At 65.3% G+C, this 14,769-nt stretch carries 10 protein-coding genes and 2 tRNA genes; 9 read left to right on the top strand and 3 right to left on the bottom strand.

Annotated elements, in window-relative coordinates; translation table 11 throughout:
* Positions 1-36: 36 nt before the first annotated feature.
* Positions 37-121 (bottom strand) — tRNA-Leu (locus CHB77_RS07490).
* 181 nt (positions 122-302) lie between these two features.
* Here CHB77_RS07490 and CHB77_RS07485 point away from each other — a divergent pair.
* From CHB77_RS07485 to gltB, 5 genes are all read left to right on the top strand, one after another.
* Positions 303-1,286: a complex I NDUFA9 subunit family protein gene (locus tag CHB77_RS07485; RefSeq protein ID WP_089387543.1), complete on the top strand. Its 984-nt coding sequence runs from the start codon at positions 303-305 to the stop codon at positions 1,284-1,286.
* Entirely contained in the window at positions 1,283-2,089 is an 807-nt protein-coding gene (locus tag CHB77_RS07480; RefSeq protein WP_176430320.1) for an undecaprenyl-diphosphate phosphatase, read from the top strand. Before CHB77_RS07485 ends, CHB77_RS07480 begins: the two co-directional genes overlap by 4 nt.
* A gap of 152 nt (positions 2,090-2,241) precedes the next feature.
* Positions 2,242-3,738 carry an NAD(P)-dependent oxidoreductase gene (locus CHB77_RS07475; protein ID WP_089387541.1) on the top strand — a complete coding sequence of 499 codons (1,497 nt, stop codon included), beginning with the start codon at positions 2,242-2,244 and terminating at the stop codon, positions 3,736-3,738.
* 10 nt (positions 3,739-3,748) lie between these two features.
* Positions 3,749-4,444 carry a hypothetical protein gene (locus CHB77_RS07470; protein WP_089387540.1) on the top strand — a complete coding sequence of 232 codons (696 nt, stop codon included), beginning with the start codon at positions 3,749-3,751 and terminating at the stop codon, positions 4,442-4,444.
* 8 nt (positions 4,445-4,452) lie between these two features.
* Positions 4,453-8,985 (top strand): glutamate synthase large subunit, encoded by a 4,533-nt coding sequence (gene gltB / locus CHB77_RS07465; protein ID WP_165456228.1) that lies wholly within the window; start codon positions 4,453-4,455, stop codon positions 8,983-8,985.
* A 133-nt stretch (positions 8,986-9,118) separates the two neighbouring features.
* Here the strand turns inward: gltB and CHB77_RS07460 are convergent.
* Positions 9,119-9,194, bottom strand: a tRNA-Lys gene (locus tag CHB77_RS07460).
* A gap of 93 nt (positions 9,195-9,287) precedes the next feature.
* Here CHB77_RS07460 and dapF point away from each other — a divergent pair.
* Positions 9,288-10,118, top strand: a complete 831-nt coding sequence (gene dapF / locus CHB77_RS07455; protein ID WP_165456216.1) for a diaminopimelate epimerase — start codon at positions 9,288-9,290, stop codon at positions 10,116-10,118.
* A complete protein-coding gene (gene mtaB, locus CHB77_RS07450; RefSeq protein ID WP_089387537.1) occupies positions 10,115-11,368 on the top strand; it encodes a tRNA (N(6)-L-threonylcarbamoyladenosine(37)-C(2))-methylthiotransferase MtaB in 1,254 nt (417 codons plus the stop codon). The genes dapF and mtaB overlap by 4 nt, the downstream gene beginning before the upstream one ends.
* Before the next feature lie 12 nt (positions 11,369-11,380).
* Here mtaB and CHB77_RS07445 read toward each other — a convergent pair whose 3' ends face one another.
* The gene (locus tag CHB77_RS07445; RefSeq protein ID WP_089387536.1) at positions 11,381-12,217 is read right to left on the bottom strand and encodes a universal stress protein; all 837 of its coding nucleotides are present in this window, start codon (positions 12,215-12,217) and stop codon (positions 11,381-11,383) included.
* Positions 12,218-12,417: 200 nt separating this feature from the next.
* Between CHB77_RS07445 and ccoN the strand changes: the two genes are divergently transcribed.
* Positions 12,418-14,022 carry a cytochrome-c oxidase, cbb3-type subunit I gene (gene ccoN / locus CHB77_RS07440; protein ID WP_089387535.1) on the top strand — a complete coding sequence of 535 codons (1,605 nt, stop codon included), beginning with the start codon at positions 12,418-12,420 and terminating at the stop codon, positions 14,020-14,022.
* A gap of 12 nt (positions 14,023-14,034) precedes the next feature.
* Positions 14,035-14,760 carry a cytochrome-c oxidase, cbb3-type subunit II gene (ccoO, locus tag CHB77_RS07435; protein ID WP_089387534.1) on the top strand — a complete coding sequence of 242 codons (726 nt, stop codon included), beginning with the start codon at positions 14,035-14,037 and terminating at the stop codon, positions 14,758-14,760.
* Positions 14,761-14,769 lie beyond the last annotated feature (9 nt).

Genomic DNA, 14,769 nt, shown 5'->3' with positions numbered 1-14,769 from the left:
AGGATCCTGGGATCCTTGGGGTTTTCCATTTGACAATGGTGCCCAGAAGAGGACTCGAACCTCCACGCCTTGCGGCACACGGACCTGAACCGTGCGCGTCTACCAATTCCGCCATCTGGGCCAACTGGTGTGGCGGGTTCCTAAAGCCAGTCGCGGGGGGCGTCAATGGGGGCGCGGCAGAAATCGTGCGAAAATCTTTGGCGTCGCCGCGGCGGCCCGCCTGCGGCGCCCGCGCGCCTTGTCGCGCGGTGCGGGCTTCGGTATGGAACAGCAAGGCATCGGCATCAGGAGGCGAGGCGCCCATGGCGAAACTGGTCACGATTTTCGGCGGGTCGGGCTTTCTGGGCCGTCAGGTCGCGCAGCAGATGGCCAGGCAGGGCTGGCGCGTCCGCATCGCCGTCCGCCGCCCCGACGAGGCGCTGTTCACCCGCACCTATGGCGCCGTGGGCCAGGTCCAGCCGGTGCTGTGCAACATCCGCGACGACCTGTCGGTGCGCGCGTCCATGTCGGACGCCGACGCGGTGGTCAATTGCGTCAACATCCTGTCGCCCAAGGGCAAGAGCACCTTCAAGTCCGTGTTCGAGGATGGCGCCGAACACATCGCCCGCCTGTCGGCCGAGATGGGCGTGGCGCGGATCGTCCACGTCTCGGGCATCGGGGTCGATGCCGATTCGGACAGCGCCTATGTCGCCGGAAAGGCGCGGGGCGAGGCTGCGGTGCTGAGGCATCGCCCCGACGCGGTGATCCTGCGCCCGTCGGTCATGTTCGGGCCGGGGGACAGCTTTTACAACCGTTTCGCGGGGATGACGCGTTTCGGTCCCGTCGTGCCGATCGTCGGCGGCAGCATCAAGATGCAGCCGGTCTTTGTCGACGACGTGGCGCGTGCCGCCGTCAAGGGCGCCACGGGCGAGGCCGCGCCCGGCATCTATGAACTGGGCGGGCCGGACGTGCTGACCATGCGCCAGATCATGGGGCAGGTGCTGCGGGCGACGATGCGCCGCCGGGGGGTGGTCAACATGCCCTTCTGGCTGGCGGGGATCGGCGCGCGCGTGCTGGGGGCCGTACAATTCGTGACCGGCGGACTGTTCACCAGCCCTCTCGGCCGCGACCAGCTGGCGCTGCTGCGCCGCGACAACGTGGTGTCGCCGGGCGCCAGGGGCTTTGCCGATCTGGGCATCCAGCCGGTCGCGGCGGATGCGGTGATCGACGGGTATCTGTGGCGGTTCCGGCCATCGGGACAATACGACGCGATCAAGCAGTCGGCCAAGAACCTGCGCACCGACTGATGGAACCCAATACCATCGTTGCCGCCGCCCTTGGGGTTCTCGAGGGTCTGACAGAGTTCGTTCCGGTATCCTCGACCGGGCATATCCTGCTGGCGGGACATTTCCTGCGTTTCGATTCCCCTGGCCGATCGTTCGAGGTGCTGATCCAGCTGGGCGCCCTGCTGGCGATCCTGGGGATCTATGCGGGGCGGATCGCGCGGATCCTGACCTCGGCCCCCCACGACGCCGCTGCCCGGCGGTTCCTGGGGGCGGTGCTGCTGGCCTTTCTGCCGGCGGTGGTCATCGGCCTGATCGCGCACGGGTTCATCAAGACGGTTCTGTTCGAAACCCCCATGCTGATCGCCGTGATGCTGATCCTGGGGGGGATCGTGCTGTTGTGGGTGGATCGCGCCGTCAAGGATCCGGTCTATCATCGGGCCGAGGATATTCCCCTGTCCATGGCCTTCAAGATCGGCCTGTTCCAGTGTCTGGCGATGGTTCCCGGCGTGTCGCGGTCGGGGGCCACCATCGTCGGCGGGCTGCTTTTGGGGGCGGACAAGCGGGCGGCCGCGGAATTTTCGTTCTTTCTGGCCATGCCGACGATGATGGGGGCGTTCGCGCTGGATCTGTTCAAGAACCGTGACATCCTGGATGCGAGCGCGATTGGGAACATCGCGATAGGCTTCGTGGCGGCCTTTGCCACGGCGCTGATCGTGGTCCGCTGGCTCTTGGGCTATGTGTCGCAGCACGGCTATGCCCTGTTCGGCTGGTGGCGAATCGTGGTCGGAACCCTTGTCATGCTGGCCCTTCTTGCAGGAATGTAAACAATACTGACCTAGTTTCCGGTCGCGGCGGCAAAAATGTTAGCCCAGGCCATCGAAATATGACCTTTAGGTCAGCAAGACTGACTTTTTATCGTTTCGCCCTTGGTTTATTGGGTTTGCACAAGTTCCTGTTATCGGAAGGTTGCGCAGCCATGGCCACGCAGAAGATGCTCACATTCGTTTCGACCCCGCGCGAGACGCCCGAAAAACGCCCGGCCATCGAACGCAGCGAAGACTTTCACGAGATCTATCGCGAATTCGCGGATGCCAAGGCGGCGGAACAGGCCAGCCGGTGCAGCCAGTGCGGCGTGCCCTATTGCCAGTCGCATTGCCCGCTGCACAACAACATCCCGGACTGGCTGCGCCTGACCGCCGAGGGGCGGCTGGAGGAAGCCTATCGCGTCAGCCAGGCGACCAACACATTCCCCGAAATCTGCGGCCGCATCTGCCCGCAGGACCGCCTGTGCGAAGGCAACTGCGTGATCGAGCAGTCCGGCCACGGCACCGTCACCATCGGATCGATCGAGAAATACATCACCGACACCGCCTGGGAAATGGGCTGGGTCCGCCCTGCGGCCCCGGTGATGGAGCGGTCCGAAACCGTGGGCATCATCGGCGCGGGGCCGGGGGGTCTGGCGGCGGCCGACATGCTGCGCCGCCAGGGGTTCCAGGTCACGATCTATGACCGCTATGACCGCGCGGGCGGGCTGCTGACCTATGGCATCCCTGGCTTCAAGCTGGAAAAGGACGTGGTGCTGCGCCGCAACAAGTGGCTTGCGGACAGCGGCGTCGAGTTCGTGCTGAACTGCAACGTAGGCGAGGATGTCAGCTTCGACGCCATCCGGGGCCGGCACGACGCGGTGCTGATCGCGACCGGCGTCTACAAGACCCGCGACCTGAATCTGGACAATGCCGACGCGGGCGGGGTGGTTCGGGCCATCGATTACCTGACGGCGTCCAACAAGGTCGATTTCGGCGACGAGGTGCCCGATTACGACGACGGCGAACTGAACGCGCGGGGCAAGCGCGTGATCGTCATCGGCGGGGGCGACACGGCGATGGACTGCGTGCGCACCGCGATCCGCCAGGGCGCGCAATCGGTCAAATGCCTGTACCGCCGCGACCGCGCCAACATGCCCGGATCGCAGCGCGAGGTTCAGAACGCCGAGGAGGAGGGCGTCGAATTCGTCTGGATGTCGGCGCCGGGTTCCTTTGTCGGCCATGTCACCGGCGTCGCGATGCAGGCGCAGGAAGCCGATGTGGACGGCCTGCCGCAGATCGCCCCGCAGATCGCAAATGTCCGGGTCCAGAAGATGCGCCTGGGCGCGCCCGATGTAACGGGCCGCCAGGCCCCCGAACTGATCGAGGGCGCCGACTACGACGAACCCGCCGATCTGGTCATCAAGGCGCTTGGCTTCGAGCCCGAGGATCTGCCCAAACTATGGGGCGTCGACGGGCTGGAGGTGACGCGCTGGGGCACCATCAAGGCCAATTTCCAGACCCACCAGACCAGCCTGCCGGGCGTCTTCGCCGTGGGCGACATCGTGCGCGGCGCTTCTCTGGTCGTCTGGGCGATCCGCGACGGACGCGAGGCCGCCGAATCCATCGCCGGATACCTGACCGGCGAGGCGCGCGTGGCGGCGGAATAGGAGCGGGGCGATGAGGGTTCCGATCATTGCGGCACTGGGGCTGACGCTGGCCGCGTCCGGGGGCCAGGCTGCGAATTTCACCCCGCCGCAGGGCTGTCGGCTAGAGGTCACGGTCCAGAACCGCGGCTGTTCGGTCGTGCAATATTACCGCTGCGACGCCGATCCCGCCGGGCATCAGCGCAGCGCCGTGTTCGGCAAGGACGGGTTGCGCCACCTGTCGCGGATCGACGCGGAAACCCGCTGGGTGGAAAGCAGCGATCCGAACACGGGCCTTGCCGACTTTCTGGTCGAACGGTCCAAGGATCATGCCAGCTTTCAGACCCTGCTGGACAGCGGGACGGACGATTTCGATTTCTGGACCGAATCCAATACGGGCGAAAGGCTGCGCCATGTCGGTCAGGACGTGCTGACCGGCGATACCGTCGTGATCGACGGGCAGGAGCTGGAGGTCACCCGTTTTCGGCTGAAAACCTATGACGCCGCCGGCGAATTGCTGATCGAACGCAGCGGCCAGCAATTCGTCAGCCGCAAGACCGGCCGCTTTTACGGCGGCATAGAGACGCAGTCCGACTGGACCGGCGCGCGCCAGGAAACGAACGACAGCCCCGTCACCTTCGCCTTTCCGGGCGAATCCGGCTTTGGGGATACGGAACCGCAATTCGACTGCGATCAGTTGCTGACGCAGCTTCTGCACGAAAGGGCCTGACGATGAGCATGGATTGGCAACAGGACGAACAGGCCCGCCGCGACTGGATGGCCCGGCACAGCCTGTATCGCGAGGATGACGAACATTCGTCCTGCGGCGTGGGGCTGGTGGTCGACATCGCCGGCAAGCCGTCGCGCAAGGTGGTGCAGTCGGGCATCGACGCGCTGAAAGCGATCTGGCACCGCGGCGCGGTCGACGCCGACGGCAAGACCGGCGACGGCGCGGGCATCCACGTCCAGATTCCCGTGCCCTTCTTCTATGACCAAGTGCGCCGCACCGGCCACGAGCCGGACCACAACAAGCTGATCGCCGTGGGCCAGGTTTTCCTGCCCCGCACGAACTTTGCCGCGCAAGAGGCCTGCCGGACCATCGTGGAATCCGAAGTTCTGCGCATGGGCCATTACATCTATGGCTGGCGCCATGTCCCGGTGAACACCGCCGTCTTGGGCGAAAAGGCCAACGCCACCCGCCCCGAGATCGAGCAGATCCTGATCCGCTGCGAAAAGGACATCGACCAGGTCCGGTTCGAGCGCGAACTGTACATCATCCGCCGCCGCATCGAACGCGCGGCCGTCGCGGCGCAGATCGCGGGCCTGTATTTCTGTTCGCTGTCCTGCCGGTCGATCATCTACAAGGGCATGATGCTGGCCGAGCAGGTCGCGGAATTCTATCCCGACCTGAAGGACGAGCGGTTCGAATCGGCCTTTGCGATCTATCACCAGCGGTATTCGACCAACACATTCCCGCAATGGTGGCTGGCCCAGCCGTTCCGCATGCTGGCCCATAACGGAGAGATCAACACGCTGAAGGGCAACCTGAACTGGCTGCGCAGCCACGAGATCCGCATGGCGTCGTCGGCCTTTGGCGACATGGCCGAGGACATCAAGCCGATCGTGCCTGCCGGATCGTCGGACAGCGCCGCCCTGGATGCCGTGTTCGAGGTGATGGTCCGGTCGGGGCGCAGCGCGCCGATGACCAAGACCATGCTGGTCCCGGAAAGCTGGTCCAAGGCCACCACCGACATGCCCCGCGCCTGGGCCGACATGTACGCCTATTGCAACGCCGTGATGGAGCCGTGGGACGGTCCCGCCGCCCTGGCGATGACCGACGGCCGCTGGGTCTGCGGGGGCCTGGACCGCAACGGGTTGCGGCCCATGCGCTATGTCGTGACGGGCGACAACCTGCTGATCGCGGGATCCGAGGTCGGCATGGTCCCGGTGGACGAGATGAACGTCCGCGAAAAGGGCGCGCTTGGACCCGGCCAGATGATCGCCGTCGATATGGTGGACGGCAGGCTGTATCACGATACGCAGATCAAGGACCGCCTGGCGGGCAGCCAGCCGTTCGGCGAATGGATCGAAAAGGTCGTGGACCTGAACGACATCATGCGCGAACTGCCCGAACAGGCGCATTTCAGCGGCGACGACCTGCGCCGCCGCCAGACCGCCGCCGGCTACACGCTGGAGGAACTGGAACATGTCCTGGCGCCCATGGCCGAAGACGCCAAGGAGGCCATCGCGTCGATGGGCGACGACACGCCGCCTGCGGTGCTGTCCAACCAGTACCGCCCGATGAGCCATTTCTTCCGCCAAAACTTTTCGCAGGTGACGAACCCGCCCATCGACTCGTTGCGCGAAACGCGGGTCATGTCGTTGAAGACCCGGTTCGGGAACCTGAAGAACGTGCTGGACGAATCCAGCACCCAGACCGAGATCCTGATTCTGGAAAGCCCGTTCGTCGCCAACGGCGAGTTCGCGGAAATGACCCGCATGTTCGGCGATTCGGTGACGCGGATCGACTGCACCTTTCCCGACGATGCGGACAGCGAGGCCCTGGCCGAGGGGCTGGCCCGCATCCGGGCCGAGGCCGAGGATGCCGTGCGGTCGGGCGCGGGCCATCTGGTTCTGACCGACGAAGGGCAGGGGCCGGATCGCGTGGCCATGCCGATGATCCTGGCGACCAGCGCGGTGCATTCCTGGCTGACGCGCAAGGGGCTGCGGACCTTCTGTTCGCTGAACGTGCGGTCCGCCGAATGCATCGACCCGCATTACTTTGCCGTGCTGATCGGCTGCGGGGCGACCACCGTGAACCCCTATCTGGCCCAGGATTCGATCCAGGACCGGATCGAACGCGGGCTGCTGACCGGAACGCTGATCGAAAACATGCGGCGATATCGTAACGCCGTGGATGCCGGTCTTCTGAAGATCATGGCCAAGATGGGGATTTCCGTCATCTCGTCCTATCGCGGCGGGTTGAATTTCGAGGCCGTGGGCCTCTCCCGCGCCATGGTGGCCGAGTATTTCCCCGGAATGCACAGCCGGATCAGCGGCATCGGCCTGCACGGCCTGCAATCCGATATCGAGGACCTGCACCACAAGGCTTTCCATACGGGGAATGTGGACCTGCTGCCGGTCGGCGGTTTCTACAAGATGCGCCGGTCGGGCGAAAAGCACGCCTGGGAAGCCAGCACCATGAAGCTGTTGCAGGTGGCCTGCGACCGGGCGTCCTATGACGTCTGGAAACAATACAGCGCCGCGATGCGGGCCAATCCGCCGATCCACATCCGCGACCTGCTGGACATCAAGACCCTGGGCAAGCCCGTGCCCATCGAGGAGGTGGAATCGATCACCTCGATCCGCAAGCGGTTCGTGACGCCGGGCATGTCGCTGGGGGCCTTGTCGCCCGAGGCGCACATGACGCTGAACATCGCGATGAACCGGATCGGCGCGAAATCCGATTCGGGCGAGGGCGGCGAGGATCCCGCGCATTCCCATCCGCTGCCAAACGGCGACAATCCCTGTGCCAAGATCAAGCAGGTGGCATCGGGCCGCTTCGGCGTGACCGCCGAATATCTGAACGCCTGCGAGGAGCTGGAGATCAAGGTCGCCCAGGGCGCCAAGCCCGGCGAGGGCGGGCAGTTGCCCGGCATGAAGGTGACGGATCTGATCGCGCGCCTGCGCCATTCGACCAAGGGCGTGACGCTGATCTCGCCCCCGCCGCACCACGACATCTATTCGATCGAGGATCTGGCGCAGCTGATCTATGACCTGAAACAGATCAACCCGCGCGCCAAGATCACCGTCAAGCTGGTGGCATCGTCGGGCGTGGGGACCATCGCGGCGGGCGTGGCCAAGGCCAAGGCCGACGTGATCCTGATCTCGGGCCACAACGGCGGCACGGGGGCGTCACCCGCGACCTCGATCAAGTTCGCCGGCCTGCCGTGGGAGATGGGCCTGACCGAGGCGCATCAGGTCCTGGCCATGAACCGCCTGCGCGAACGGGTGACGCTGCGCACCGACGGGGGCCTGCGCACGGGCCGCGACATCGTCATGGCGGCGATGATGGGGGCCGAGGAATACGGCATCGGCACCGCCGCCCTGATCGCCATGGGCTGCATCATGGTCCGCCAGTGCCAGTCGAACACCTGCCCGGTGGGCGTCTGCACCCAGGACGAACGGCTGCGCGCCATGTTCACGGGCAGCGCCGACAAGGTGGTCAACCTGATTACCTTCTATGCCCAGGAGGTGCGCGAGATCCTGGCGTCCATCGGCGCACGGTCCCTGGACGAGGTGATCGGGCGGGCCGACCTGCTGACCCAGGTCAGCCGGGGCGCGGCGCATCTGGACGATCTGGACCTGAACCCGCTGCTTATCAGCGTCGACGGGGCGGACAAAATCGTCTATGACCGCACCAAGCCGCGCAACGCGGTGCTGGACACGCTGGACAGCGAGATCGTCAAGGACGCCGCGCGGTTCTTCGAGGATGGCGAGAAGATGCAGCTGTCCTATGCCGTGCGCAACACGCTGCGCACCATCGGCACCCGCACGTCCAGCCTGATCGTGCAGAAATTCGGGATGCGCAACAGCCTGCAACCCGATCACCTGACGATCCGCCTGACCGGTTCCGCCGGACAGTCACTGGGCGCGTTCGCCGCGCCGGGGCTGAAGATCGAGGTGTCGGGCGACGCCAACGACTATGTGGGCAAGGGTCTGTCGGGCGGCACCATCGTGGTGCGCCCGCCAATGGCCAGCCCGCTGGCCGCGCATGACAACACGATCATCGGCAACACGGTGCTGTATGGCGCGACCGACGGTTATCTGTTCGCGGCGGGACGGGCGGGCGAACGCTTTGCCGTCCGCAACAGCGGCGCCAAGGTCGTGATCGAGGGTTGCGGCACCAACGGCTGCGAATACATGACCGGCGGCGTCGCGGTGATCCTGGGTCGGATCGGCGCGAACTTCGGCGCGGGCATGACCGGCGGCATGGCATACCTGTACGATCCGCAGGGGGTGGCGCGCGACTACATCAACACCGAAACGCTGGTGCTGTGCGCCGTCACCAAGGATCACTGGGAGGGGCAGCTAAGGAGTCTGGTCGAGCGGCATTTCAAGGAAACCGCATCCCGCCGCGCGGGCGACATCCTTCAGAACTGGCAGGTCGAGAAGACCAATTTCCTGCAAGTCTGCCCCAAGGAAATGCTGATCCATCTGCCGCATCCGATCATGGATGTCGAGGAGTCGCGGGCAGTCCCGGCGGAATAGGCCGGGACGCGACGATCAGGACGGGCGCGCAGAAATGCGCGTCCGATGGCGTTGCCCGAATAAAAAATCGACAGGCATCCGGGCAAAAAACAAGGGCTTGGATCACCATGGTCCAAGCCCTTGTTTTTGATGATGGTGAGCCCAACAGGATTCGAACCTGTGACCCACTGATTAAAAGTCAGTTGCTCTACCAACTGAGCTATGGGCCCAACACGGGGGTTTACTAGGGGGGGCGCCGGGGGGCGTCAAGCGGAAAGTCGGCGGGGCTGGCGGAAATTTTCCCCAACGATTATAGGAACCGGATGAACAGGAAACCCCCATCCGGCCTGCCCTTCATGAAGATGCATGGGCTTGGCAACGATTTCGTCGTCCTGGACCTGCGCGACGGTGGCGATGCCCCGGCGGCGGGGGTGATCGCGCGCATCGCCGACCGCAATCGCGGGGTCGGCTTCGACCAGATGGCGACGATCGAGGCCGATGACCAGGCCGATGTGCGGCTGCGGTTCTGGAATGCCGACGGGTCGGTCAGCGCGGCCTGCGGCAACGCCACGCGCTGCATCGCGCGGCATGTGATGAACCAGACCGGCCAGGACCGGCTGAGCTTGCGCACCGATCACGGCATCCTGCTGGCCCAAGACGCCGGGGGCGGCCTGACGCGGGTGAACATGGGCGCGCCCATGCTGGACTGGCGCGCGATCCCGCTGGCGCGGGACGTGGACATCGATCACCTGCCCATCAACGGCGATCCGGCCGCGACCGGCATGGGCAACCCGCATGTGACGTTCTTCGTGGACGACGTGGCGGCGATCGATCTGTCAACCGTTGGCCCCGCGATGGAACATCATCCGCTGTATCCGCAGCGCACCAATGTGGAAATCGTGCAGGTCGTCTCGTCCAAAGAAATCATCCTGCGCATCTGGGAACGCGGCACGGGGCCGACGCTGGCCTCGGGGTCGTGTTCCTGTGCGGCGGCGGTGGCTGCGGCCCGGCGCGGGCTGACCGGGCGGCGCGTCCGGGTCAATGTGCCGGGCGGCGTGCTGATGATCGACTGGCGCGACGATGGCGTCTGGATGGAGGGGCCGACGGCGCATGTCTTTTCCGGCATCCTGACCCCGGAATGGCTGTCGCAATGACCGCGCCGGTGTTTTCCACGATGGGCTGCCGCCTCAACGCCTATGAGACCGAGGCGATGCGCGAGATGGCCGAGGCCGCGGGCCTGTCGGGCGCCGTGGTGGTCAACACCTGCGCCGTCACCGCCGAGGCCGTGCGCAAGGCGCGTCAGGAAATCCGCCGCCTGGCCCGCGAAAACCCCGACGCGCCGGTGATCGTGACCGGCTGCGCGGCCCAGACCGAACCCGAAACCTTTGCCGCGATGCCCGAGGTCGCGCGCGTCATCGGCAACCATGAAAAGATGCAGCCCCAGACATGGGCCGACCTGCGCGCGCCCGACCTGATCGGGCAGACGGAAAAGGTGCGTGTCGATGACATCATGTCCGTGCGGGAAACGGCGGGCCACCTGATCGACGGATTCGGGCGCCACCGCGCCTATGTCCAGGTCCAGAACGGCTGCGACCACCGCTGCACCTTCTGCATCATCCCGTTCGGGCGCGGCAACTCGCGGTCGGTCCCGGCCGGCGTGGTTGTCGAACAGATCAAGCGGCTGGTCGGCCGCGGCTTCAACGAAGTCGTGCTGACCGGCGTGGACCTGACCAGCTGGGGCGCCGACCTGCCGGGCACGCCGCGCCTGGGGGATCTGGTGATGCGGATCCTGCGGCTGGTCCCGGATTTGCCGCGCCTGCGGATCAGCAGCATCGACAGCATCGAGGCGGACGAGAACCTGATGGGGGCCATCGCCACGGAACCCCGCCTGATGCCGCACCTGCACCTGTCCTTGCAGGCGGGCGACGACATGATCCTGAAACGGATGAAGCGCCGCCACCGGCGCGATGACGCGATCCGGTTTTGCGAGGATGCCCGCCGCCTGCGCCCCGACATCGTGTTCGGCGCCGACATCATCGCCGGTTTCCCGACCGAAACCGATGCGATGTTCGACAACAGCCTGAAACTGGTCGATGACTGCGGGCTGACATTCCTGCATGTCTTTCCGTTTTCGCCCCGTACGGGAACGCCCGCCGCCCGGATGCCTGCCGTCAAAGGCCCGGTGATCCGCGACCGCGCCGCCCGCCTGCGCGCCGCGGGCGAGGTTGCGCTGCGCCGTCATCTGGACATGCAGGTGGGCCGCACGCATCGCGTCCTGACCGAAGGCCCGCGCCTGGGCCGGACCGAGCAGTTCGCCGAAGTGAGCCTTGGGACCAACCGACCGGAAGGCGCGGTGATGGACCTGCGCATCACCGGCCATGACGGCACGCGGCTGATCGCCTGACGCCCGGACCCGTCAGCGGGCCATGAAGACCGGAACGCCCGCCTTTTCCAGCATGTTGCGCGTGGCCCCGCCCAGGATCGCCTGGCGGAACCGCGAATGCCCGTATGCCCCCATGACGATCAGATCCGCGCCGATCTCGATGGCGCGGCGGTTCAGTTGTTCGCTGACGGTGTGGGCGGTGCGGGCCAGCACGGCGATGTCGGCATGGACGCCGTGGCGGGTCAGCATCTGCGTCAGCGGCGCGCCGGGTTCCGATCCGTCGGCATTGCGGCGCGGATCGATGATGGTGATCTCCACCGATTTCGCCGCTTGCAGCAGGGGCAGGGCGCGGCGCACGGCGGCCAATGCCTCGAGCGACTGGTTCCAGGCCACCAGAACCTTGCCCGGCGGGTCGGTGGGCAGGTCGCTGCCGGGCAGAACCAGCACCGGACAGCCGCCCTCGAACAGTGCGGCCTCGACCACGGCCTCGGATTCGCCAGGGGATCCTTCGCCATAAGGCCGCGACAGGACGGTCAGGTCGGAAAAGCGGGCGCGCATCCCGACCAGGTTCGCGATGCCGCCGATCTGGGCCACCACGGCCTCGGACGACCAGCGAAGGTCGCTGAAACGCGACAGATGCTGCTGGACCGCGTGGTTCAGATCCTTGGCCTGTTCCATCGCCATGTCGATGGCGTCCTGAAAGGCATAGGGCGTGCCGCCGGGAAAGTAATATCCCACCTGCGTATGATCCAGGCCAAGCGTCAGCACCGACAGATGCCCGTCCTCGCGTGCGGCCAGCGCGGCTGCCGCGTCAAGCTGGGTCATCTGCCGGGGATCGGACAGGATCGTCAGGATGCTCTTGTAGCCCATCTCGGTCTCCTTTTGATCGGGTCGGGACAGGATGGCGCATCGGCCTTGTCCCGGCCTTGATCGGAATCAAACTCCTGGATTTGACGCAGATCAAGGTGGCCTGTGGTGGCGGGGCCTTATTGCGGCAGGAACCGAAAGGATTCCGGAACGCGCGATTCGCGGAACGCAGATCTTTCGGCACGGGAACGCGGAAAGACGTCATGTGGAATTATGTGAAGCCGATCTTGTTGGGAACGATCGCGCTGTTGGCGGCGATCGGCGCCAATCTGGCGCGCGATCCGGCGTATATGGTCAATGCGATCGTCGTCATGCTGGTGGCGGGCGGAATGTTCATCTGGTCGCTGCGCCGGGCCGACGAACCCCCGCGGCCGGTCGATACGACGAAATACATGGACGATGTGGTCCGATACGGCGTGATCGCCACGACCGTCTGGGGCGTGGTCGGTTTCCTGGTGGGCGTGGTGATCGCCTTTCAACTGGCCTTTCCGGCGCTGAACCTGTCGGATCTGGCGCAGGGATATGCCAACTTCGGCAAGCTGCGCCCGCTGCACACCAGCGCAGTGATCTTTGCCTTTGGCGGTAACGCGCTGATCGCCACGTCCTTTTACGTCGTGCAGCGCACCAGCGCCGCGCGGCTGTGGGGCGGCAACCTCGCGTGGTTCGTGTTCTGGGGCTATAACCTGTTCATCGTGCTGGCCGCGACCGGATACATCGCCGGCGCCACCCAGTCCAAGGAATACGCCGAACCCGAATGGTATGTGGACTGGTGGCTGACGGTGGTCTGGGTGGCCTATCTGGCGGTGTTCCTGGGCACGATCATCCGGCGCAAGGAACCCCATATCTATGTGGCCAACTGGTTCTACCTGGCCTTCATCGTCACCATCGCGATGCTGCACATCGTCAACAACCTGTCGGTGCCGGTCAGCATCTTCGGCAGCAAGTCCGTACAGGTGTTTTCCGGCGTGCAGGACGCGATGGTGCAGTGGTGGTACGGCCACAACGCCGTGGGCTTCTTCCTGACCGCCGGGTTCCTGGGAATGATGTACTACTTCATCCCCAAACAGGCCGAACGCCCGGTCTATTCCTACAAGCTGTCGATCATCCACTTTTGGGCGCTGATCTTTCTGTACATCTGGGCCGGTCCGCACCACCTGCATTACACCGCCCTGCCCGACTGGGCCTCGACGCTGGGGATGGTGTTTTCCATCATGCTGTGGATGCCGTCCTGGGGCGGCATGATTAACGGCCTGATGACCCTGTCGGGGGCCTGGGACAAGCTGCGCACCGACCCGATCCTGCGCATGATGGTGGTGGCCGTCGGCTTTTACGGCATGGCGACGTTCGAGGGGCCGGTGATGTCGATCAAGGCGGTGAACAGCCTGTCGCATTACACCGACTGGACCATCGGCCACGTCCATTCCGGCGCGCTGGGCTGGAACGGCATGATTACCTTTGGCGCGCTGTATTACCTGGTGCCGCGCCTGTGGGGCCGGCCCCGGCTCTACAGCCTGTCGCTGGTCAGCTGGCACTTCTGGCTGGCGACCATCGGTCTGGTTCTTTACGCCGCCTCCATGTGGGTGTCGGGCATCATGGAAGGGCTGATGTGGCGCGAGGTGGATAGCCAGGGATTCCTTGTCAACGCCTTTGCCGACGTGGTGCAGGCCAAGTTCGCGATGAACGTGGTGCGCGCCCTGGGAGGGTGTCTGTACCTTGCGGGCGGGATCATCATGGCCTGGAACCTGTGGGCCACCGTGGCCCGTCAGCCCAAGGCCACGCCCACCGCCATCGCCGTGCCGGCCGAATAAGGGGGGGATGCCATGCAGATCCTTGCAAAGCACAAGATGCTGGAACGAAACGCGACCCTGCTGCTGGTCTTTTCCTTTATTGTCGTGACCATCGGCGGGCTGGTGCAGATCACCCCCCTGTTCTATCTGGAAAACACCATCGAGAAGGTCGAGGGGGTGCGTCCCTATACGCCCCTGGAACTGGCGGGCCGCGACATCTATGTCCGCGAGGGCTGCTATGTCTGCCACAGCCAGATGATCCGCCCGATGCGGGACGAGGTCGAGCGTTACGGGCATTATTCGCTGGCCGCCGAATCGATGTACGACCATCCCTTCCAGTGGGGGTCGAAACGGACCGGCCCGGATCTGGCGCGGGTGGGCGGGCGCTATTCGGACGAATGGCACCTGGACCACCTGCGCGATCCGCGGTCGGTGGTGCCGGAATCGATCATGCCCGCCTATGGCTTTCTGGCGGACCGGGTGATCGAACCCGCCTATGTCCAGCAGCGCGTCAGCACCGAAGCCATGGTCGGCACCCCCTATTCGGACGGCATGCTGGCCGCCGCAGTCGCCGATTTCCGCGCCCAGGCCGATCCGGATGCCGATGCCCAAGGCCTGCTGGAACGCTATCCCGGCGCGCAGCAGCGCAACTTCGACCGGCAGCCGCAATTGACGGAAATGGATGCGCTGATCGCCTATCTGCAAGTGCTGGGCACGATGGTCGATTTCTCGACCTTTGAACCCGATCCGGCGCGATAAGGGGGCGGT

This window comes from Paracoccus sediminis, from assembly GCF_900188295.1.
Taxonomy (GTDB): domain Bacteria; phylum Pseudomonadota; class Alphaproteobacteria; order Rhodobacterales; family Rhodobacteraceae; genus Paracoccus; species Paracoccus sediminis.
The sequence above is the reverse complement of the archived record's forward strand: the minus strand, read 5'-3'. Positions and strand labels throughout refer to the sequence as shown.

What these genes read in the sequence shown, in the direction of transcription:
- dapF (WP_165456216.1), top strand. Translation starts at nt 9,288, where the DNA reads ATGAACAGGAAACCCCCATCCGGCCTGCCCTTCATGAAGATGCATGGG.
- CHB77_RS07470 (WP_089387540.1), top strand. Translation starts at nt 3,749, where the DNA reads ATGAGGGTTCCGATCATTGCGGCACTGGGGCTGACGCTGGCCGCGTCC.
- mtaB (WP_089387537.1), top strand. Translation starts at nt 10,115, where the DNA reads ATGACCGCGCCGGTGTTTTCCACGATGGGCTGCCGCCTCAACGCCTAT.
- CHB77_RS07485 (WP_089387543.1), top strand. Translation starts at nt 303, where the DNA reads ATGGCGAAACTGGTCACGATTTTCGGCGGGTCGGGCTTTCTGGGCCGT.
- ccoO (WP_089387534.1), top strand. Translation starts at nt 14,035, where the DNA reads ATGCAGATCCTTGCAAAGCACAAGATGCTGGAACGAAACGCGACCCTG.
- CHB77_RS07445 (WP_089387536.1), bottom strand. Translation starts at nt 12,217, where the DNA reads ATGGGCTACAAGAGCATCCTGACGATCCTGTCCGATCCCCGGCAGATG.
- CHB77_RS07475 (WP_089387541.1), top strand. Translation starts at nt 2,242, where the DNA reads ATGGCCACGCAGAAGATGCTCACATTCGTTTCGACCCCGCGCGAGACG.
- gltB (WP_165456228.1), top strand. Translation starts at nt 4,453, where the DNA reads ATGGATTGGCAACAGGACGAACAGGCCCGCCGCGACTGGATGGCCCGG.
- ccoN (WP_089387535.1), top strand. Translation starts at nt 12,418, where the DNA reads ATGTGGAATTATGTGAAGCCGATCTTGTTGGGAACGATCGCGCTGTTG.